Below are 19750 nucleotides of genomic sequence, written 5' to 3'. Positions count from 1 at the left end.
CCACCCGTGTCCGCGCCTTCCGTACTCGTCCCTCCTGTCCCCGCACCCACCGCACCTGTCCCGGAGCTCCCGAACACCTCCCGGCTCGACAACGCGGTATGGGCGGCCCTGGACGGGCCGCACGCCCACCTCGCCGAGCGGGCCGGCCGGGCGGCCCGCTACCCGGCGGACGTCTACGACTTCGCCGCGCTCGCCGATCCGGCCGATCCGGCCGCCTGGGACGACCTGCACACCCTCGTCGGGCCGGGGACCACCGTCCGGCTCAAGCCCGCCGACGACGTCCCCGACGGCTGGCAGGTCATGGGTCGCGGCACAGCGGTACAACTCGTCGGCACGGCCCTGCGGACCGAGCCCGCCCCCGACGCGGTGCGGCTCGGCCCCGCGGACGTGCCCGAGATCCTGGACCTGGTGGCCCGCACCCGGCCGGGACCCTTCCTCGGCCGGACCGTCGAACTCGGCACCTACCTCGGCATCCGTCACCGGGGCAGACTCGTCGCCCTGGCCGGTGAACGCATCCGGGTCCCCGGGTGGACGGAGATCAGCGCGGTCTGCACCGACCCCGGCCACCGCGGCCGGGGCCTCGGCACCCGACTGGTCCGGGCCGTCGCCGACGGCATCCGGGAACGCGGCGACCGCCCGTTCCTGCACGCCGCGGCGGACAACACACCGGCCATCCGTCTCTACGAGGCGATCGGCTTCACGGTGCGCCGCCGCGCCACCCTCCTCCAGGTCCGCAGTCCCGGAACACCGCCCGAGGGACGGACACCGTGAGCCCCGGAGCGATACGGGACGCACCGCCGTCCGGACCCGCGGCACGCCTCGGACGGCAGCCGGCGGGCGGGTCGCGCGTGACACCCGTGACACGCACCCCGCGCACCGTCCGTCTCTCCTCCCGGCCCCACATCGACCTCCAGCGCGTCGCCGGCGCGCTCTGTCGCCCCTGACCCGTCGCCCCGAAGCCGCCGCGGCCCTTTGCGTACCGGGCCCGGTGATCCCGTACGGACCTTCAGGAAGGCACCCCTCGTGTCGTCGACCCCCGCTTCCCGTCTGCACCTCGCCGTCGCCCTGGACGGCACCGGCTGGCACCCCGCCTCATGGCGTGAACCCGTGGCCCGGCCGCAGGACCTGTTCACCGCCGCCTACTGGGCCGACCTGGCCGCCGAGGCCGAGCGCGGCCTGATCGACTTCGTGACCTTCGAGGACGGTCTCGGCCCGCAGTCCTCGCACCCCTTCGACCCGGACGACCGCACTGACCAGGTCCGCGGCCGCCTGGACGCCGTCCTGACCGCCTCCCGCATCGCACCGCTGACCCGGCACATCGGGCTGGTGCCGACCGTGGTCGTCACGCACACCGAGCCGTTCCACCACTCCAAGGCCGTCGCCACCCTCGACCACATCAGCTCCGGCCGCGCCGGTGTGCGCGTGCAGGTCACGGCCCGGCCGAACGAGGCCGCGCACTTCGGCCGCCGCACCGTCCCCCGCATCGACGGCTACGACAGCCCCGGCGCCCAGGACATGCTGGCCGACCTCTTCGACGAGGCCGCCGACTACGTGGACGTCGTCCGCCGCCTCTGGGACAGCTGGGAGGACGACGCCGAGATCCGGGACGCCGCCACCGGCCGCTTCGTCGACCGCGACAAACTGCACCACATCGGCTTCGAAGGCAGGCACTTCAGCGTCAAGGGCCCGTCCGTCACCCCGCGCCCGCCCCAGGGCCAGCCGGTCGTCAGCGCCCTCGCCCACGCGACGATCCCGTACCGCCTCGTCGCCCGCCGGGCCGACATCGGCTACGTCACCCCGCACGACACCGACCACGCGCGCGCCATCGTCACCGAGATCCGCGGCGAACAGCAGGAGGCCGGCCGCGCCACCGAACCCCTGCACCTCTTCGGCGACCTGGTGGTCTTCCTGGACGACGACCCGGCGACCGCCCGGGCCCGCCGCGACCGCCTCGACACCCTCGCCGGGTACCCGTACATCCCGGACGCCCCCGTCTTCACCGGCACGCCCCACGAACTCGCCGACCTTCTCCAGGAGTTGAACAGCACGGGGCTGAGCGGATTCCGGCTCCGCCCCGCCGTGCTCGGCCACGACCTGCCCCGCATCACCCAGGGGCTCGTGCCCGAACTGCAGCGCCGGGGCGCCTTCCGCCGCACCTACGAGGCGAGCACCCTGCGCGGCCTCCTGGGCCTCGAGCGCCCCGTCAGCCGCTACGCCGCCGCAGCCACCGCCTGAGCCGGAGGACCGCCCCCTCATGAGCAAGCCGATCAAGCAGATCCATCTCGCCGCCCATTTCCCCGGCGTCAACAACACCACCGTATGGAGCGACCCGGCCGCCGGCAGCCACATCGACTTCAGCTCCTTCGTCCACTTCGCGCGGACCGCCGAACGCGCCAGGTTCGACTTCCTGTTCCTCGCGGAAGGGCTGCGCCTGCGCGAGCAGGGCGGAAAGATCTACGACCTCGACGTCGTCGGCCGCCCCGACACCTTCACGGTCCTCGCCGCTCTCGCCGCCGTCACCGACCGCCTCGGCCTGACCGGGACCATCAGCTCCACCTTCAACGAACCGTACGAGGTGGCCCGCCAGTTCGCCTCCCTCGACCACCTGTCCGGCGGCCGGGCGGCCTGGAACGTCGTCACCTCCTGGGACGCCTTCACCGGCGAGAACTTCCGCCGCGGCGGCTTCCTGCCCGAGGAGGAACGGTACTCCCGCGCCAAGGAGTTCCTCGCCACGACGATCGAACTCCTCGAATCCTGGCAGGGCGACGAGATCCTCGCCGACCGGGCCACCGGCACCTTCCTCGGCGACGCCCGCGCCGGAGCGTTCGTCCACCGAGGACAGCACTTCGACATCCAGGGGCGCTTCAACGTCCCCCGCTCGCCGCAGGGCCGCCCCGTCATCTTCCAGGCGGGCGACTCCGAGGAGGGCCGCGAGTTCGCCGCCGCCGGTGCCGACGCCGTCTTCAGCCGGTACGCCACCCTCACCGAGGGCCAGGCCTTCTACGCGGACGTCAAGAACCGGCTGGCCACGTACGGCCGCGGCCACGAAGACCTGCTGATCCTCCCCGCCGCCACCTTCGTCCTCGGCGACACCGACGCCGAGGCCGCGGAACTGGCCCATGAGGTGCGCCGCAGCCAGGTCAGCGGCGCCACCGCCGTCAAGCAGCTCGAATGGGTGTGGAACCGGGACCTCTCCTCGTACGACCCGGACGGTCCGCTGCCCGACGTCGACCCGCTGCCCGGCGAGAACACCGTGGCACGGGGCCGCGCCCAGGTCCGCATGTACCGCGATCCGCGGACCACTGTCCGGCAGTGGCGGGAACTCGCGGCGGCGAACAACTGGTCCATCCGCGACCTCGTCATCCACACCGGCAACCGCCAGACCTTCGTCGGCTCCCCGGACACCGTCGCCGCCACGATCGACGACTTCGTGCAGGCGGACGTGAGCGACGGCTTCATCCTCGTCCCGCACCTCACCCCGGGCGGCCTCGACGGCTTCGCCGACCGGGTCGTGCCGCTGCTCCAGGAACGGGGGGTCTTCCGCACCGAGTACGAGGGAACCACCCTGCGCGACCACCTCGGACTCACCCGCCCGGACACCCCGCGCGCGGTGCGGGCGGACCCGCCGGCGCAGTGGCGTCCGGTGACCGCACGACAGGACGCCGACCCCGTTCCCACCGACCACTGAGGAGCACCGCCATGTCCGTGGACGTCCCCCTCGGCGTGCTCGACCTGGTGCCGGTCTCCTCCGGCTCCACGGCACCCCAGGCCCTGCGCAACTCCATAGATCTCGCCCGGGCGGCCGAGCGCCTCGGCTACGCCCGCTACTGGTACGCCGAACACCACCTCAACCCCGGGGTGGCGGGCACCTCGCCCGCGGTCGTCCTGGCCCTGACGGCCGCCGCCACCTCCACCATCCGTCTGGGCTCCGGGGCCGTTCTCCTCGGCCACCGCACGGCGCTGTCCACGGTCGAGGAGTTCGGCCTGATCGACGCGCTGCACCCCGGCCGCCTCGACCTCGGCCTCGGCCGCTCCGGCGGCCGTCCGCCCGGTGGGAGCCGCCGAGCCGGTGAGGACGGTCCGTCCGGCGGGCCGTCGTCCGCGCCGCCGGCCCACTCCCCGGTGGTCGACGGCCGCGCCCCGAACGGGCTGCTCATCCCGCCCCGCTTCTCCTTCGAACGGCTGATCGGTTCACCCCGGATCGCCCTTCAACGCGAGCTGCTCATGCTGCCGGGCGCCACGTCGCAGGAGTACGCCGCCCAGATCGACGACATCCTCGCCCTGCTCGCCGGGACCTACCGCTCGCCCGAGGGCGTCGAGGCGCACGTCGTGCCCGGCGAGGGAGCGAACCTCGAGGTGTGGATCCTGGGCAGCAGCGGCGGCGAGAGCGCCGAGGCCGCGGGCGGGCGCGGCCTGCGCTTCGCCGCGAACTACCACGTCAGCCCCGGCACCGTGCTGGAGGCCGTGGCGGGCTACCGGGCGTCGTTCCAGCCCTCGAAGATCCTCGACGCGCCGTACGTGAGCGTCTCGGCGGACGTCGTCGTCGCCGAGAACGACCGCCGCGCCCGCGAGCTCGCCACCGGCTACGCCCCCTGGGTCCGCAGCATCCGCAAGGCGGAGGGCGCCATCGCGTTCCCCACCCCCGAGGAAGCCGGGGCGCTCGACTGGACCGAGGAGGACCGGGCGCTGGTCCGGGACCGTGTCGACACGCAGTTCGTGGGGTCACCGGGCAGCGTGGCCGACCGGCTGGAGCAGCTACGGGAGGCCACCGGCGCCGACGAACTGCTGATCACCACGATCACGCACGACCACCGGGACCGTGTCCGGTCGTACGAGCTGCTGGCCCAGGAGTGGCGCCGCAGATGAGGCGCTCCGGTCGGTGCTACAGGTGCTACAGGTGCTACAGGTGCTACAGGTGCTGCGGGTACTGCGGGTACTGCGGGTACTGCGGGTGCGGGGGTGTGCGGGGTGGCCGTCAGGCGGCGTGCCTCCGTTCGCCGACGCCGTCGAGTCCGCCGCTGCCCGCTTCCGCCGCGGGGACGGCGGGCCCGGCCTCGCCGGCCTTCGGCTCGGGCGCTGCGGAGGCGACGGCGGGTTTGCGCAGCAGGAGGAGTGCCGCGTCGTCGTGCAGCCTGCCGCCCACATGCGTCAGCAGCTCCTCGTGCAGGGCCGCGACGGTGCGCGTCGGATCGTCGTACGGGTGCCGGGCGAACCCCTCGGCGAGCGGGTAGAACTCGCGGTCGGCGTCGCGGGCCTCGGTGACCCCGTCGGTGTAGCGGCTGAGCAGGGCCTGACCGCGGCCGGAGGCGTGCAGTGTGTGCAGCCGCTCGCCGAGGACGAACCCGCCGTCCTCCAGCTTGCGCAGGTATCCGTCGTGCACCAGCGTGCGCAACAGGTGATAGGCGGTGGCCAGCGGCAGCCCCGCCTCGCGCGCCAGCTGCTTCGCCGGCGCGCCGGTCTCGTGCGCGCCCACCGCCTCCAACAGGCGGAAGGCTCGCTGCACGGAGGCGATGAGCGTGGGGCCCGTGCTCATGGCACCAGCGTGCGCCAGGCCCGCACCGCAGGGCAAGGTCGTTCCGGGAACCCCCTGCCTCCTCCCCGGAGGGAAGACGGCACGTGTCAGGCGCCACGACCTGGATACGCGGTGGGTACAGCACCACCGGCCTGCATCACCGGCCGGCACCACCACTACCGCACCACGGCCGCCCGGAAGGTTCCCCGACGCCATGGACAGCTCCCCGCACGACCACGGTGACGACGGCGCGGACAGCGCCCCACCGGCCGCGTACCGCTCCGAAGTGACACTGAGCGTCAACGGAAAGCCGCACACCCTCCTGATCGACCACCGGCGCGTCCTGCTGGACCTTCTGCGGGAGGACCTGGACCTCACCGGGGCCAAGAAGGGCTGCGACCACGGCCAGTGCGGCGCCTGCACCGTCCTGGTCGACGGCCGCCGGGTCAACAGCTGCCTGCAACTGGCCGTCTCGCTGGACGGCTGCGACGTGCTGACGGTGGAAGGACTCACCGAGGGCGACCAGTTGCATCCTCTGCAACGGGCGTTCCTCGACCGGGACGCCTTCCAGTGCGGGTACTGCACGCCGGGACAGATCTGCTCGGCCGTCGGTGTCCTGGCCGAGGCCGCGGCCGGCCACCCCTCTCACGCCACCGGCCCCGCCACGCCGCCGGGGCGGCCGGTGCCTCTGGACGCCGCCGAGATCCGCGAGCGGCTCAGCGGCAATCTGTGCCGCTGCGGCGCCTATCCGCACATCGTCGAGGCCGTGCAGGACGTGGCCCTGTGAAGCCCTTCGGATACCTGCGGGCCACGACCGTTCAGGAAGCCGTCCAAGCGCTCGCCGCGCACCCGGGCGCCCGCTGTCTCGGCGGCGGCACCAACCTCGTCGACCTGATGAAACTGGGTGTGGAGCGGCCAGGCTTCCTCGTCGAGGTGAACCGCCTGCCGCTGGACACGGTCGCGGAACTGGCGGACGGATCCCTGCGCGTCGGCGCGACCGTCCGCAACAGCGACCTCGCGGCCCACCCCCTGGTCCGCGACCGGTACCCCGCACTGTCCCAGGCGCTCCTCGCCGGTGCCTCCGGTCAGCTGCGCAACGCCGCCACCACCGGCGGCAACCTGCTGCAGCGGACCCGCTGCCCCTACTTCCAGGACGTGTCCAAACCCTGCAACAAGCGGGTCCCGGGCAGCGGCTGCGGCGCCCGCGACGGCACGCACCGCGATCACGCGGTGCTCGGCCACTCCGACCACTGCATCGCCACCCACCCTTCGGACATGGCCGTCGCGCTCGCCGCCCTGGACGCCCGCGTGGAGCTGTACGGCACCGAGGGAGCCCGGAGCGTCCCGGTCGCGGAATTCCACCGGCTGCCCGGCGACCGTCCGGAGCTGGACACGGTGATCCGCCCCGGTGAACTCATCACCGGTGTGGTGCTCCCCGCCGCCACGGCCTCGCTTCCCTCGGCCTACCGGAAGGCCCGCGACCGGGCCTCGTACGCCTTCGCCCTGGCGTCCGTCGCCGCCGTCCTGCACCTGTCGGACGACGGCACCGTCGCACAGGTGGGCCTCGCCTTCGGCGCGCTGGCCCACCGGCCGTGGCGGGCGACCCGCGCCGAAGAGGCGCTGCGGGGCGGGCCGGCGACCCCGGACGCGTTCGCCCACGCAGTCGACCTGGAACTCCGAGCGGCCCGGCCCTTGCGGGACAACGGCTACAAGGTCGGCCTCGCCCGCGGTCTCGCCCTGGACGTCCTGACCCGGCTCGCCACGCCCGCCAGGACCTGAACCGGCATGTCGAGGAGGACACCATGACCGGCACCGGTTCCACCCTGGGCGCTCCGGCCGAGCGCCGCGAAGGACACCAGAAGGTCACCGGCAGCGCCCGCTACGCCGCCGAACACCCGCTGCCGGGCCGTGCCCACGCCTGGCCCGTGCCCGCCACGATCGCCCGCGGCCGGGTGACGGCCGTCGACACGGCGGCGGCCCTGGACCTGCCCGGAGTCCTGACCGTGCTCACCCACGAGGACGCGCCCAGGATCGCCGACCCCGACGACCCGACGCTGGCCGTGCTGCAGGATCCCCGGGTGCCGCACCGGGGCTGGTGCGTCGCACTCGTCGTGGCGCGCTCCCCGGAGGAGGCCCGTGCGGCCGCCGGGGCGGTCCGTGTCGAGTACGCCGTGGAGGAGCACGACGTGGCCCTGAGGGCGGACCACCCCGACGTGTACGAGCCGGAGACCGCCAACGGCGGCAACCCGGCCCGCAGGGAGCACGGCGATCCCGAGGGCGCCTTCGCCTCCGCGCCCGTCCGGGTCGACGCCGCCTACCGGGTACCGCCCCTGCACAACCACCCCATGGAACCCCACACGAGCACCGCGCACTGGCAGGGGGACCAGGAGCGCCTCGTCGTCCACACCTCCAGCCAGGGGACCACCACGGTGCGCGCCACACTCGCCGCACTCTTCGGGATGCCCGAGGACCGGATCACCGTCACCGCGGGCCACGTCGGAGGCGGCTTCGGCTCCAAGGGCACCCCCCGTCCCGACGTCGTGCTCGCCGTCATGGCCGCCCGCCGGACGGGCAGGCCCGTGACCGTCGCCCTGCCCCGCCGTCACCTGCCCGCCTCCGTCGGCCACCGGGCGCCCACCCTGCACCGGATCCGCCTGGGCGCCGGGACCGACGGCCGGCTGACCGGCCTGACCCATGACGTCGTCACCCACAGTTCCCGCATCAAGGAGTTCGTGGAGCAGGCGGCGGTTCCTGCCCGCGTGATGTACGCCGTACCCCACTCCCGTACGCTCCACCGGCTGGTGCGGCTCGACGTGCCCACCCCCTCGTGGATGCGCGCCCCCGGCGAGGCACCGGGGATGTACGCCCTGGAGTCCGCGATGGACGAGCTGGCGGGCGAACTGGGCATGGACCCGATCCAGCTGCGCCTCGTCAACGAACCGGACCGCGAACCGGACAGCGGCAAGCCGTTCAGCAGCAGGCACCTCACGGAGTGCCTGCGGGACGGCGCGCGGCGGTTCGGCTGGACCGGGCGCGACCCGCGCCCCCGCTCGCATGCCGAGGGCCCCCTGCTCGTCGGCACGGGCGTCGCGGCAGCCACCTACCCCGTTCTCGTGGCACCGTCCACCGCCGAGGCACGCGCACTGCCGGACGGAACGTTCGTCGTACGGATCAACGCCACCGACATCGGCACGGGAGCCCGCACGGTGCTCACCCAGGTGGCGGCGGACGCCCTCGGCACACCCCTCGACCGGGTGCGGACCGAGGTCGGCGACAGCGACCTGCCCCCCGCGCCGCTGGCCGGCGGCTCCTCCGGAACCGCCTCCTGGGGCTGGTCCGTCCACGAGGCGTGCACCCGGCTGGCGGGAGCCCTCGCCGCTCGCACGGGTCCGCTGCCCGACGAGGGGATCACCGTCCACGCGGACACCACGGGCCAGGCCGACGCCGACAGCCCCTACGCGCGCCACGCCTTCGGCGCGCACTTCGCGGAGACCTCCGTGGACCGCGTCACCGGCGAGGTCCGGGTGCGCCGGCTGCTGAGTGTCTACGCCGCGGGACGGATCCTCAACGCCCGCACCGCGCGGTCCCAGTTCATCGGCGGCATGACCATGGGCCTGGGCATGGCGCTGACCGAGAGCAGCACGATGGACACCGCCTTCGGCGACTTCACCGAGTCGGACCTGGCGGCCTACCACGTGCCCGTGCACGCCGACGTGCCCCGCATCGAGGCGCACTGGATCGACGAGGAGGACGCCCACCTCAACCCCATGGGGAGCAAGGGGATCGGCGAGATCGGCATCGTCGGCACCGCGGCGGCCATCGGCAACGCCGTGCACCACGCCACCGGCATCCGCTTCCGTGACCTCCCGCTGACGCCGGACAAGGTGCTGGCCGCACTGGCGGACTGAACGGCCTCGCCGCGCCCGCCGTCAGGTGGGCGGCCCGGGACGAACGGTGAGGACCGCGATGTCGTCGTCGCTGCCGGCGGCCAGGCCGATGAGCAGCTCGTCGCAGAACACACCGAGGGGTTCGCGGGCCAGCCCGGCGGCATGCCTGCGGAGCCGGTCCATGGAATGGTCCAGGGACTCGCCCCGGCGCTCGATGAGGCCGTCGGTGTACAGCAGCACGGTCGAGTCGGCCGGGATCGCGTCGTAGGCCTGGGGGCGGACCAGGTCGGGGGCCACGCCGAGCAGCAGCCCCGCCCCGTCCTCCAGGTAACGGGTACGGCCGTCCGGGCTGACGAGCAGCGGCGGCAGATGGCCCGCGGCGGAGTGGGCGAACTCCCAAAGACCGTTCCCGAGTTCTTTGACCAGGCCGTAGACGCAGGTCGCGGTGGCCTCCTCGTACAGGGTGCGGTTCGCGATGTCCAGGCGGCGCAGAACCTCCCCCGGCGGCTCCTGACGGTCCACGGCGATCCCGCGCAGCATGCTGCGCAGCTGGCTCATGGCGATGGCCGCGTCGAGGTCGTGCCCGGCGACGTCACCGATGACCAGCGCCGTGTCCCCGTCGGGCAGGACGAAGCAGTCGTACCAGTCGCCGCCGACCTCGGCCGTGGCGGAGGAGGCCGCGTAGCGGGCGGCCAGCTGGAGACCCGGGATCTCGGGCAGCGCCGGCAGGAGCGAGCGCTGGAGGCGTTCGGCGATCTTCCGCGTCTCCTGGTGGAGGCGGGCGTTGTCCACCCGGAGGGCGATCGCGCGCACCAGTTCGTCGACCAGCGGCAGGTCCTCCTCGGTGAACGGCCTTCCCCGCCCCTTCCGGGCGATCGTGAGCGCGCCGATGACCTCCCGGGGCGACCGGAGCGGGGCGACCACCGCGCTGTTCGCACCCAGTTTCCGGAACAGCTCCCCGTAGTGGGCGTCCAGCGGGCTCGCGGCCCGGCCCTGCGGCAAGGGCTCGCGCAACAGCAGGGGCCCCGCCCCGCGCAGCACGCGGGCGAGCGGCCCCCGGGCGGTCTCGGACAGCGGCGGAAGCCGGCCCTCGTACTCCTCGGGCCACGGCCCCTGGGGCGCACGGTGCATGACACAGACCCGCTCCACCTCGTCCTGCGTCGTGAACAGGTCCACCAGGCACCAGTCGGCCAGCCATCGGGTCAGGATCCGGCCCACCCGCCGCAGGCCCTCGTTCAGATCCGGAAGGGTGCTCAGCGCGGCCCCCGTATCGGCCAGCAGGGAAAGCCGTTCCAGCTCGGACGTACCGCCGGCCCGGCCCACACCCGTTCTCCGGTCCCGTCCGGGGAAGGCGGGCCAGGGGGCGCCTCCCGCCTCCCGCGTGGCCCCTGGCCGGACCTGACCGGACGGACGGGGCGAGGGCGACGGCACGGATCCCCTCGGGGACAACTGGGCCACGAACACGGTGCGGCCGTCGGCGGTCTCCTGGCTCTCGACGAACAGCCGGACGGGGACCAGCCCACCGTCGCGGTGCAACGCGGGGAGCGGCAGCGACCGGCCCAGGATCCGGGGCTGCCCGCTGAGCAGCAGGGACGTGAACGCCACAGTGTGGCGCCTGCGGAGATGCTCCGGCATGAGCGCGGTGAGCGGCTGCCCGACGAGCTCGTCCGCGGGCCAGCCGAGCAGGTCCGCCGCCGGTCCGTTGACCGCGATGATCCGGTTCGACTCGTCGGCGGCGATCGTCGCGACCCTGCTGGCCTGCACCTGCCCGGCGTCCCACAGCACCGGCTCCGAGGCACCGGCCCCCGGTTCCCGGGGCATCACCGTCCACGCCGTGGGGCGTTCCCCGGCGAGCTGGTCGCCGATCTGGTCGAACAGCCACTCCTGGAAGCCGTGGCCGCGCGGAAGCGCCGGTAGCGTCAGAAAACGCTCGTCACGGGCAGCCTCCTCGGCCACGTCGAGAACCGCGCGCAAGGTCTCCATCGGAGGTCCGGCGCCCGACGGCACCCACAGGGGCAGGGACCTGAACTCCGCCTCGGCGTGCTGTCGGCGCAGCGTGGCCGTCACACTGGCGCTGATCACGTCGTTCATGTCCAGGGCGACCGCGAGGTCCTCCGCCGTCACGCCGGGGACGTCCCCGGAGGCCAGGGCCAGGACGGCCTCGTTCAGCAGCGTGTGCCGGTGCTGGGTGCAGGTCAGGCAGAGCGCCTCCGGTACATCGAGGAGTGTCACGGTCTCGCCCTGTTCGAAACGGGGGGCGGCGGTCGCCCACCCGTCCGACGGAGGCGGCGCCGGCGATCCCTCGGGCCACAGCTCGAACCACACGGTCTTGACCGTGTCGCCCCTGTCGACGCCGTACCGGGACGCCAGCCGCTCGACCAGCGCCAGCCCCTGCCCCGTACCGGTGTACGCGGGACTCCCGTAGGGCACGAGCCCGCGCTCCGGCCGCCGATCGCTCACCCGCACCAGGACCCCGCCGTCACCGGCCCGGGCCGTCACCTCGATCTCGGTGCGCGCGTGCAGCACCGCATTCGTCACCAGCTCGCTGACCAGGAGCTGAGCGGTGTCCAGCGTCTCCGGTGCGGCCTCGTCGAGTGTGGCCCGCACGAACCGCCGAGCCTCCGCCACGCTCTTCGGCTCCGGAGGGAACCGCCGTGACGGCGCCCCGGGGGCATCGAGTTCGCCCATGGATTCAGTCTGCCCCACGGCCCCCGCCGCCGCGTGCACGCTCACCCGCCCGCCGCGCGGCGGGCCCGCCGTCAGGCCCGCCGTTCCGGCAGGGCGCTTCGGTCGAGGGTGATCCGCGCGGCGACCGGCAGATGGTCGCTGCCGGTGGCGGACAGGGTGCGGATGTGGCGGACGGCGGCCGAGCGGGCCATCACCTGGTCGATGCGGGTCAGGGGAAGCCCGGCGGGGAAACTGAGGGCGAAGCCGCGTTCCGCCACGTTCATCCGGGAGGTCAGCGGAGCCAGGCCGCGGTCGTCGACGGTGCCGTTGAGGTCGCCCAGCAGGATCACCGTCTCCAGTTCCTCGGCGGAGAGGGCCCGCCCCAGCAGCCGGGCGCTCTCGTCCCGGTGGGCCGAGGCGAGGCCACCCGGCCCGACCCGGATCGAGGGCAGGTGCGCGACGTACACCGCGATGTCCCCGTGCGGGCTGCCGACCACGGCCCGCAGCCCGCGGCTCCACGGCTCCGTGATCCCCCGGGGCTTGATGTCCAGCAGCCGGGCATCGGTGAGCGGATGCCTCGACCAGAGACCGACGGTGCCCCGGACCTCGTGGTACGGGTAGCGCGGGGCGAGTGTCCGCCGGTAGACCGGCAGCGCCGCCGGCACCAGCTCCTCCAGCGCGATGAGGTCGGGGCCGGCGTCGGCCAGGGTGCGGGCGGTACCCGCCGGGTCGGTGTTCTCGTCACTGACGTTGTGCTGCACCACCACCAGATCCCGTGCCTCGGCCCGCGGTTCGGGCAGGAACAGCCCGCCGAAGAGATACGTCCAGGCGGTCACCGGCAGCAGCAGGGCCAGCAGCGCGGTCGCCGAACGCCGCAGCAGCGCCGCCGCGAACAGCACGACGACCACCAGTCCCAGCCAGGGCAGGAACGACTCCAGCAGACTGCCCGCCCGGCCCACGGAGTTGGGCACCGCACGGTGGAACACCAGCAGCCCCGCCGTCAGCGCCGCGGCCGCCGCGATCACCCGCCCCCGGGTCCGGACCGACCCACCGCGCGCGCCCCACCGTCCGCCGTCCACCCGTTCCTCCCCGCCGTCCCGCCCACATGATCCTTCTCTCCAGGACGCGCTCCCGCGTGACGCGGTTTCCGTGCCTGGGTCACCTTCAGGTTCCCCAGTCACCAAAAAGTGCGTTCTTCCATGTCAGCGGCCACTCTCTTACGGTTTCCGAGTAACCACAGGTGACCATGACCGCCCGGGCCGTCACCGGTCCGGCGCCGGTGAGCCCGCGGGCTCACCGCACAAGGAGGCAGGCAGTATGACCATCACCCTGGTCAACCCCGAGGGACTTCCGGAGATCGACGCCTACCGGCAGGTGGCGATCGCGTCCGGTTCCCGGACGGTCTTCATCGCCGGGCAGGTCGCATGGGACGCCGCCGGCGTCACGGTCGGCGCGGGCGACCTCGCCGCCCAGGTCGAGCAGTGCTACCTCAACGTCGCCACCGGCCTGGCCGCGGCGGGCGCCACCCTCGCCGACGCCGCGAAACTGACGGCCTACGTCGTCGACTGGACCCCCGACAAGATGGCGCAGTTCATGGAGGGCGTCACCCGCGCGGCTCGGAAGCTGGGGACCGTTCCGGCGGCTCCGGCCACGCTGGTGGGCGTACAGGCCCTGGACATCCCCGACCACCTGGTCGAGATCGAGGCCGTCGCGGTGCTCGACTGAGGCCGTCACGGTCCTCGGCCGAGGCCCGGGACGACGGGAACGGCGACGGCCCCCGGAAGCCGGCGCGGTCCAGGGGCCGGTGACACCGGGGAGAGCGCGATCAGCGGTTCGTACGCATATGGTGCACTTCGCTGGCGACCGCCGCCATCAGTTCGGGATCCAGGACCGACGCGTCGGCGAGCCGGGTCGAGGCGGTCAGGGAGTTCAGCAGCGTCTTGGTGACCCGCACCGCGGGCACCGAGCGCCGCAGGAGCGGTCTGGCCCACTCGTCGACCGCGGCGTCGAGCGATTCCTCGGGCACGACCCGCTGCAGGACCGACAGGCCGAGGGCCTCCTGGGCGGCGAGAGGGCGCCCGGTGAGGATGAGTTCGCGCACGGACGCGGCGCCGACCTCACTGACCAGCCGCGGCAGCAGGCCGCCCCACGCCGTGGGCAGACCGAGGGCGAGTTCGGGCAGCCGGAAGGTCGCGGTGTCGGCACCCACCCGCAGGTCGCAGGCGAGGGCGAGGGCGAAGCCGGCCCCGATGGCCCTGCCCTGGACGCGTGCGATGGTGACGGCGGGGTGGGACGTCAACGCGTCGCACACCCGCCGGCCCTTGACGCCGGAGACGCGGATGCCGTTGCCGGTGGCGTCCTGGGCGAGGTGCTCGGCGAACTCCTCGCGGTCCCCGCCGAGGCAGAAGTCCTGGCCGGTGCCGGTCAGCACCAGGACGCGTACTGAGGGGTCCTGGTCGTCGAGCACGGAGAGCAGGTCGTCCAGCATGGCCTCGCTGACGACGTTGCCCTGCTCGGGAACGTTCAACTCGATGGTGAGCACAGGACCCTGCCGGCGGGTGCGCAGGGTCTTCAGTATCCGCTCGTCGGAATCGTCGGGGTCCTCGAGGCCGCCGGACAGGAGCGGGGTGTTCATACGGTCACTTCCAGGGAGGTGATGCGGCGGAAGACGACACGGGAGGTGTCGTACGAAGGGGGAGCGGAGGGCCGCAAGGTGGGGAACCGTTCCAGCAGTTGGGCGAGGAGCTCACGTGCCTCGAGCCGGGCGAGGCCCGCTCCCAGGCAGTAGTGCGCGCCGCCGCCGAAGGCGAGGTGTCCGCCGCCGCGCCGGATGTCGAAGACACCGGGGCTCGGATTGCGGCGGGGGTCATGGGCGGCGGCACCGTACAGGACGTGGACGGTGGTGTCCTTCGGCATGGGCACCCCCGCGAGGACGGTGTCGTCGGCGGCGATGCGGGAGTTGACGAAAATGGGCGGGTCGTAGCGGAGCGTTTCCTCGATCGCGTCGTCGATGTGCTCCGGATGCTGTCGCAGCCAATCGGCGCGCGACGGGTCCCGGGTCAGCAGCCAGGCGATGTTGGCCAGCAGGACCGAGGTGGTTTCCAGGGAGGCGATGGTGATGAACATCGTCAGGTCGTAGATGACGCGGTCCGCGGCGGCCCGGTCGTCCGGGTACTGGGAGTCCCAGTAGTGGATCAATCCGGTGAGGGCGTCGTGGCCGGGGTTCGCGCGCCGGTGCCGGATCAGCCCGGTGAAATAGGCCCGCATCTCCAGGGTGGCCTGTGCGGATATCGCGAGCTCGCTCTTGGCGGGCAGCAACTCCTGTGCGTAGACCTGCCGGTGGGTGAAGTCGAGGATCCGCGCATGGTCCTCGGGGTCGATGCCGATCCACCGGCCGACGGTGTGGATGGGCAACTGCTCGGCGACCAGGGAGACGAAGTCGGCCTCGCCGTCGGCCCGCAGCCGGTCCTCGAGTCCGTCGAGGAGACCGGAGACGAGAGCGGCGACCCCCGGGCGCATGTCCTCGATCGACGAGCGGTCGAAGGGATTGCCCAGGGATCGCCGCTGGCAGGTGTGGGCGGGGGCGTTGAGCCGGATGAGGGTTCTGGTCATCTCGCGGGTGGCCGGGGCCTCCCAGCGCTCCTGGTCGGGCCGGCGCTCCTGCCAGGCGAAGTCGGGGACGAGCCAGTTCCTGCCGCGCAGGACCTGGCTGCAGGCTTTGAATCCGGTGACGAAGTAGCCGCCCCAGGGGGCGCGCACCACGTCCCCCATGGAGCGCAGTTCCTCCCAGACGGGAAGGGGGTCGGTCTGGCCCTCGTCGGAACGCAGTCGACGGAGGAGGGAGATGACGGCTCGGCGGTCGGTGGACGAGGTGCCGGGAATCGTGCTGATCCCACCTATGTCGCCAACAGCGGTCACGCGAGGCTCCTTTGGCTGGGTGCTTCCGGGTCCGGCCGGAACCTACCCTTCCCCCCTCCTCCGTCATGCGCCTCAGAGTGTTGCTCCTGTCACATGCGGTGCATCAGACACGGAAGACATCGAGGAAACTGCTCCAGAATCCCCTCCTCCGTCCCGGTTCCCGCCGCATCGGGACGGACGGCGCCACGGCCATGGGCTGCTCCGCATCGGGCACCGAGGCACGGCTCTGCAGAGCCGCCGCCATGCGCGTGGCGGGTGACGGGCTGAAGGTCGCGGGCAGCGTCACCAGGGCCCGGTGGAACGGCCCCGGCCGCCACTGCAGTTCCTCCCGGGGCACGGCCAGCGTCAGGTCGGGCAGTGCGTTGAGCAGCCGCTCGAGCGCGGTGGTCGCGATCACGGTCGCCGGGTCCTTGGCGGGGCAGGCGTGCGGTCCCGCCCCCCACGCCAGATGCGCGCCCTTGCTGTGGGCGCGGCGGGCCTCGACGAGCGCGGGATCGCTGTTGGCGCCGGCGAAGGAGATGACCACCGGGGTGTTCGCCTCCACGACATGGCCGCCCAGGTCGACGTCCTGGACCGGGTAGTGGGTCGCGTAGTTGGCGATCGGGGTCTCGTTCCACAGCACGTGGTCGAGGGCCTCCTCGATCATCATGCCGCTCTGCCGGCCGCCCGCGCCGGACAGCATCAGCAGCAGGGCGTTGCCGATGAGGTTGCGCTCGGGTTCCACCCCGGCGCCCATCAGCATCACCAGCTGGTCTTTCAGCTCCTCGTCGGTCAGCCCGGCCGGGTGCTGGATCAGCCACGAGGTGACGTCGTCGCCCGGCTGGCGCCGCTTGAGGGCGATCAGCTCCATGAGGCAGGCGGTGAGGTCCTCGTTGGCGCGCAGGGCGTCCTTGCCGTCGAAGAGCGCCGACATCGAGGTGGTGAGGGTGTCACCGATGTCCGCGGGGCAGCCGAACAGCTTGTTGAACAGCAGCAGCGGCAGCAGCTTGGCGTAGTCGTTGAGCAGGTCGGCCCGGCCCCGTTCGCTGAACTGGTCGAGCAGGTAGTCGGCGATCGGCTCCACGTCGCGGCGGACCCGGGTGATGTTGAGCCTGGCCAGGCTGTCGGTGACCGCCTTGCGCAGCCGCAGGTGCACCGCACCGTCGGTGAACAGGCAGTTCGGCCGGTACGCCATCATCGGCAGCACCGGGTTGTCCATCCCGATGCGCCCCTCGTTCAGGTCCTTCCAGCGGCGGGAGTCGCGGGCGAAGAGCTCGGTGTTCTGCAGGACGCGCAGCGCCATTTCGTGCCCCACGACCAGTGTGGCGTCCGCGCCCGGGGCGAGCTCGACCGGGCCGGCCGGAGCGTGGGCCCGCAACTGGTCGTAGAGCGCCTGCGGATCGGCGGCGAACGAGGCGTCGTGCATGGGGCATCTGCTGCCCGCGGGCGCAGATGTCTGCTGAAGATCCATGAAGTCTTCCTTGATGAACCGGGAGCGTCAGCTCCCGGACGGGGTGGGCGCGGGGCGATCAGGCCGCGCGCTCGAGCAGATGCCGGACCAGCGCGATCAGCGCCTCGGCGGAGGACCGCTGGTCGCGGGCGTCGCAGTAGACGACGGGGGTGTCCGGGAGCAGGTCGAGCGCCTCACGCACCTCCGCCTCGCTGTAGGTGGCGGACGAGTCGAAGGTGTTGACGGCGATGGCGTACTCCAGGCCGTACCCCTCGACGAGGTCGATGACCGGGAACGTCTCCTCCAGTCGCGCGGGATCGACCAGCAGCAGTGCTCCCAGCGCACCGCGGGCCATGTCCTCCCACAGCTGCATGAAGCGCTGCTGCCCCGGCGTGCCGAAGAGGTACAGCACCAGGTCTTCGCTCAGGGTGAGACGACCGAAGTCCAGGGCGACCGTGGTGGTGGTCTTGCCCGTCACGCCCCGCAGGTCGTCGACGTGCACCGAGGCCTGGGTCATCTTCTCCTCGGTACGCAGCGGAGTGATTTCCGACAGCGACCCGATGAGTGTCGTCTTGCCCACGGCGAAATGCCCGACGACGAGGATCTTGGCGGCGTTGGTCACCGCGCTGGAGACGTAGATGGAGCCCTGGGCCGTCTCAGCTGATGAGGGATTGGAGTCCATGCAGAACCTTCTCGAGGGTCGCTCTGTCAACGTTCTGGGCCCGGGGCGGCTCGGCGCGGTGGAGCAGGTGCCCCTGTTCGGACAGGTCGGTCAGCAGCAGGCGGGCCACCCCGACCGGCAGCCCGAGGTGGCCGGCCACCTCGGCCACCGACAGGTAGCCCCCCGCGCACAGGTCCCAGATCGCCGTCACTTCGGGCCCGGCCCCGAGCGGAGGAGTCCGCTCGGGAGCCAGCGTGACGAGGGTGTGCAGTGCAAGTTCGTCCGAGGACGGCAGGCTCCGGCCACCGGTGATGACGTAGGAGCGGACGAAGTCGCTGGAGACGGGTTCCTCCTCGCCGGGAGCCGTCATGAGCCGCCACCGGTGGCCGAGCGCGGTGCGACGCTCATCGCCTTGCTGAGCGCCACCACCGTCTTCTGCATGCGGAAGGACACGGCTTCCATGTCGACGTCGGGAGCCGCCGAGACGGCCAGGTAGGCGCCCTGGCCGGCGGCGCTCAGGAAGATCCAGCCGCCGTCGTACTCCATCAGCGTCTGCTTCCAGACGCCGTTGCCCGAACCGACGAAACCGGAGACCGCGCGGCTGAGGGACTGCATGGAACTCATGGCCGCGGCGTTCGTCTCCGCGTCGTCGCGCGAGATGTCGTCCGAACGCTGCAGCAGCAGGCCGTCGCCCGAGACGAGGACGGCGTGACGGGCACCGCGCACCTCGAGCACGTCGTTCAGCACCCACGACAGGTCGGTGTTCACCGCTGATCAGGTCCTTCCATGGTGTTCGTGATCCGGCCGAGCTGGGTGCCGCGGGCGAACGCGCCGAGGCGCGACGCGGTCACCTCGCTGGCCTGCTCGGGCGTGGGCTCGTCGGCAGGGGCCGTGGCGTCCGGCGAGGGCACCACCGAGATGGGGCCCTGCCGCCGGCGCCGCTTGGGAAGTCCGCCGTTGGTCCTGCCCACCACATGGGAGGGACCCACCGGAACGGGAGCGAGCCGCTGCGGGGCGGCCTCCTCGGAGGATTCCTGGACGGGCTCGGCGGGTGCGGGCGCCTCGGCGGCAAGGAGACTTTCCGGTACACGGATCACTGCACGCACTCCGCCGTAGGGGGACACCGAGCCCACGGAGACGGCGAAGCCGTAACGCGTCGCGAGCATGCCGCACACCGCGAACCCGAACCGGGGCGGATCGCCCAGGCTCGTGATGTCGACCGCGCCTTCGGGGGACAGCAGCGCCGCCGCCCGGTCCTTGGTCTCCTGGTCCATGCCCAGCCCGGCATCGTCGACGATGAAGCACACACCCGTCGGAACGGCCTGGATGTTGACCTCGACCGGCGTGCCCGGAGCGCTGTAGGTGGTCGCGTTGTCCAGCAGCTCGGCCAGCACGACGGCCACCGGTTCGACGGCCTTGGTGGAGACGGAGACGCTGACCTGGGCGTGGATGCCGACCCGGTTGAAGTCCTTGATCCGCCCCTGGGCGCTGCGCGCCACGTCGTACACGGTCGCCGCGCCGTCACGCCGGCCCAGCCATCCGCCGCACAGGACGGAGATGCCCTTGGCCCGGCGGCTGAACTGGCTGCCGGTGTGGTCCACCGACATCAGGTCGGCGAGGACCTCGGTGTCGTTGCCGTACTTCTTCAGCAGCTCGTCGAGCAGCAGCTGCTGCTC

General features: G+C 72.7%; 19 protein-coding genes. 9 read left to right on the top strand and 10 right to left on the bottom strand.

From position 1 onward, the window contains the following. The first annotated feature begins 6 nt into the window (after positions 1-6). The 5 genes from AOK11_RS09630 (at position 7) to AOK11_RS09615 (ending at position 4866) form a co-directional block, all read left to right on the top strand. On the top strand, positions 7-771 hold the full coding sequence (locus AOK11_RS09630) for a GNAT family N-acetyltransferase (protein WP_055593244.1): 765 nt from the start codon (positions 7-9) through the stop codon (positions 769-771). Further along, entirely contained in the window at positions 768-944 is a 177-nt protein-coding gene (locus tag AOK11_RS46685; RefSeq protein ID WP_388222619.1) for a putative leader peptide, read from the top strand. The genes AOK11_RS09630 and AOK11_RS46685 overlap by 4 nt, the downstream gene beginning before the upstream one ends. A gap of 79 nt (positions 945-1023) precedes the next feature. Then, complete coding sequence (locus AOK11_RS09625; RefSeq protein ID WP_055593243.1) at positions 1024-2235, top strand: LLM class flavin-dependent oxidoreductase; 1212 nt, start codon at positions 1024-1026, stop codon at positions 2233-2235. A gap of 19 nt (positions 2236-2254) precedes the next feature. Beyond that, complete coding sequence (locus AOK11_RS09620; protein WP_055593242.1) at positions 2255-3688, top strand: NtaA/DmoA family FMN-dependent monooxygenase; 1434 nt, start codon at positions 2255-2257, stop codon at positions 3686-3688. Between the two features lie 11 nt (positions 3689-3699). Continuing rightward, positions 3700-4866, top strand: a complete 1167-nt coding sequence (locus AOK11_RS09615; protein WP_055593241.1) for an LLM class flavin-dependent oxidoreductase — start codon at positions 3700-3702, stop codon at positions 4864-4866. A 109-nt stretch (positions 4867-4975) separates the two neighbouring features. Here the strand turns inward: AOK11_RS09615 and AOK11_RS46150 are convergent, their stop codons facing one another. Further along, entirely contained in the window at positions 4976-5533 is a 558-nt protein-coding gene (locus AOK11_RS46150) for a helix-turn-helix domain-containing protein (protein ID WP_079034736.1), read from the bottom strand. A 193-nt stretch (positions 5534-5726) separates the two neighbouring features. Between AOK11_RS46150 and AOK11_RS09605 the strand changes: the two genes are divergently transcribed. Genes AOK11_RS09605 through AOK11_RS09595 form a run of 3 tightly spaced genes read left to right on the top strand, consistent with a single transcriptional unit; the run spans position 5727 to position 9420 of the window. Continuing rightward, the gene (locus AOK11_RS09605; protein ID WP_055593240.1) at positions 5727-6299 is read left to right on the top strand and encodes a 2Fe-2S iron-sulfur cluster-binding protein; all 573 of its coding nucleotides are present in this window, start codon (positions 5727-5729) and stop codon (positions 6297-6299) included. Further along, a complete protein-coding gene (locus AOK11_RS09600) occupies positions 6296-7291 on the top strand; it encodes an FAD binding domain-containing protein (protein ID WP_055593239.1) in 996 nt (331 codons plus the stop codon). The genes AOK11_RS09605 and AOK11_RS09600 overlap by 4 nt, the downstream gene beginning before the upstream one ends. Before the next feature lie 23 nt (positions 7292-7314). Beyond that, the gene (locus tag AOK11_RS09595) at positions 7315-9420 is read left to right on the top strand and encodes a xanthine dehydrogenase family protein molybdopterin-binding subunit (RefSeq protein WP_055593238.1); all 2106 of its coding nucleotides are present in this window, start codon (positions 7315-7317) and stop codon (positions 9418-9420) included. A gap of 21 nt (positions 9421-9441) precedes the next feature. On the opposite strand, the gene AOK11_RS09590 is transcribed toward AOK11_RS09595, so the two are convergent. Next, complete coding sequence (locus AOK11_RS09590) at positions 9442-12087, bottom strand: SpoIIE family protein phosphatase (protein ID WP_055593237.1); 2646 nt, start codon at positions 12085-12087, stop codon at positions 9442-9444. 71 nt (positions 12088-12158) lie between these two features. Beyond that, positions 12159-13145, bottom strand: a complete 987-nt coding sequence (locus AOK11_RS09585) for an endonuclease/exonuclease/phosphatase family protein (protein ID WP_240497276.1) — start codon at positions 13143-13145, stop codon at positions 12159-12161. Between the two features lie 238 nt (positions 13146-13383). On the opposite strand from AOK11_RS09585, the gene AOK11_RS09580 reads away from it, so the two are divergent. Beyond that, on the top strand, positions 13384-13791 hold the full coding sequence (locus AOK11_RS09580) for a RidA family protein (RefSeq protein WP_055593236.1): 408 nt from the start codon (positions 13384-13386) through the stop codon (positions 13789-13791). A 100-nt stretch (positions 13792-13891) separates the two neighbouring features. Here AOK11_RS09580 and AOK11_RS09575 read toward each other — a convergent pair whose 3' ends face one another. The 7 genes from AOK11_RS09575 to AOK11_RS09545 all read right to left on the bottom strand — a co-directional run. After that, positions 13892-14701: an enoyl-CoA hydratase/isomerase family protein gene (locus AOK11_RS09575; RefSeq protein WP_055593235.1), complete on the bottom strand. Its 810-nt coding sequence runs from the start codon at positions 14699-14701 to the stop codon at positions 13892-13894. Next, on the bottom strand, positions 14698-15984 hold the full coding sequence (locus AOK11_RS09570; RefSeq protein ID WP_055593234.1) for a cytochrome P450: 1287 nt from the start codon (positions 15982-15984) through the stop codon (positions 14698-14700). The genes AOK11_RS09575 and AOK11_RS09570 overlap by 4 nt, the downstream gene beginning before the upstream one ends. Before the next feature lie 103 nt (positions 15985-16087). Next, positions 16088-17389 carry a cytochrome P450 family protein gene (locus tag AOK11_RS09565; RefSeq protein ID WP_055593233.1) on the bottom strand — a complete coding sequence of 434 codons (1302 nt, stop codon included), beginning with the start codon at positions 17387-17389 and terminating at the stop codon, positions 16088-16090. Positions 17390-17492: 103 nt separating this feature from the next. Continuing rightward, positions 17493-18095, bottom strand: a complete 603-nt coding sequence (locus AOK11_RS09560) for a GTP-binding protein (protein WP_055593232.1) — start codon at positions 18093-18095, stop codon at positions 17493-17495. After that, on the bottom strand, positions 18070-18444 hold the full coding sequence (locus AOK11_RS09555; RefSeq protein WP_055593231.1) for a DUF742 domain-containing protein: 375 nt from the start codon (positions 18442-18444) through the stop codon (positions 18070-18072). Before AOK11_RS09555 ends, AOK11_RS09560 begins: the two co-directional genes overlap by 26 nt. After that, positions 18441-18842 (bottom strand): roadblock/LC7 domain-containing protein, encoded by a 402-nt coding sequence (locus tag AOK11_RS09550; RefSeq protein WP_055593230.1) that lies wholly within the window; start codon positions 18840-18842, stop codon positions 18441-18443. The genes AOK11_RS09555 and AOK11_RS09550 overlap by 4 nt, the downstream gene beginning before the upstream one ends. Continuing rightward, positions 18839-19750, bottom strand: a 912-nt coding sequence (locus AOK11_RS09545) for an ATP-binding protein (protein ID WP_055593229.1), incomplete at its 5' end; no start/stop codon positions are given. The genes AOK11_RS09545 and AOK11_RS09550, both read right to left, overlap by 4 nt.

This window comes from Streptomyces hirsutus (assembly GCF_001418415.1).
Lineage (GTDB): Bacteria > Actinomycetota > Actinomycetes > Streptomycetales > Streptomycetaceae > Streptomyces > Streptomyces hirsutus.
Note: the sequence above shows the minus strand (reverse complement) of the source record. Positions and strands in the feature narration are given on the sequence as shown.

What these genes read in the sequence shown, in the direction of transcription:
- AOK11_RS09620 (WP_055593242.1), top strand. Translation starts at nt 2,255, where the DNA reads ATGAGCAAGCCGATCAAGCAGATCCATCTCGCCGCCCATTTCCCCGGC.
- AOK11_RS09615 (WP_055593241.1), top strand. Translation starts at nt 3,700, where the DNA reads ATGTCCGTGGACGTCCCCCTCGGCGTGCTCGACCTGGTGCCGGTCTCC.
- AOK11_RS46150 (WP_079034736.1), bottom strand. Translation starts at nt 5,533, where the DNA reads ATGAGCACGGGCCCCACGCTCATCGCCTCCGTGCAGCGAGCCTTCCGC.
- AOK11_RS09605 (WP_055593240.1), top strand. Translation starts at nt 5,727, where the DNA reads ATGGACAGCTCCCCGCACGACCACGGTGACGACGGCGCGGACAGCGCC.
- AOK11_RS09595 (WP_055593238.1), top strand. Translation starts at nt 7,315, where the DNA reads ATGACCGGCACCGGTTCCACCCTGGGCGCTCCGGCCGAGCGCCGCGAA.
- AOK11_RS09590 (WP_055593237.1), bottom strand. Translation starts at nt 12,087, where the DNA reads ATGGGCGAACTCGATGCCCCCGGGGCGCCGTCACGGCGGTTCCCTCCG.
- AOK11_RS09580 (WP_055593236.1), top strand. Translation starts at nt 13,384, where the DNA reads ATGACCATCACCCTGGTCAACCCCGAGGGACTTCCGGAGATCGACGCC.
- AOK11_RS09575 (WP_055593235.1), bottom strand. Translation starts at nt 14,701, where the DNA reads ATGAACACCCCGCTCCTGTCCGGCGGCCTCGAGGACCCCGACGATTCC.
- AOK11_RS09565 (WP_055593233.1), bottom strand. Translation starts at nt 17,389, where the DNA reads ATGCACGACGCCTCGTTCGCCGCCGATCCGCAGGCGCTCTACGACCAG.
- AOK11_RS09560 (WP_055593232.1), bottom strand. Translation starts at nt 18,095, where the DNA reads ATGGACTCCAATCCCTCATCAGCTGAGACGGCCCAGGGCTCCATCTAC.
- AOK11_RS09555 (WP_055593231.1), bottom strand. Translation starts at nt 18,444, where the DNA reads ATGACGGCTCCCGGCGAGGAGGAACCCGTCTCCAGCGACTTCGTCCGC.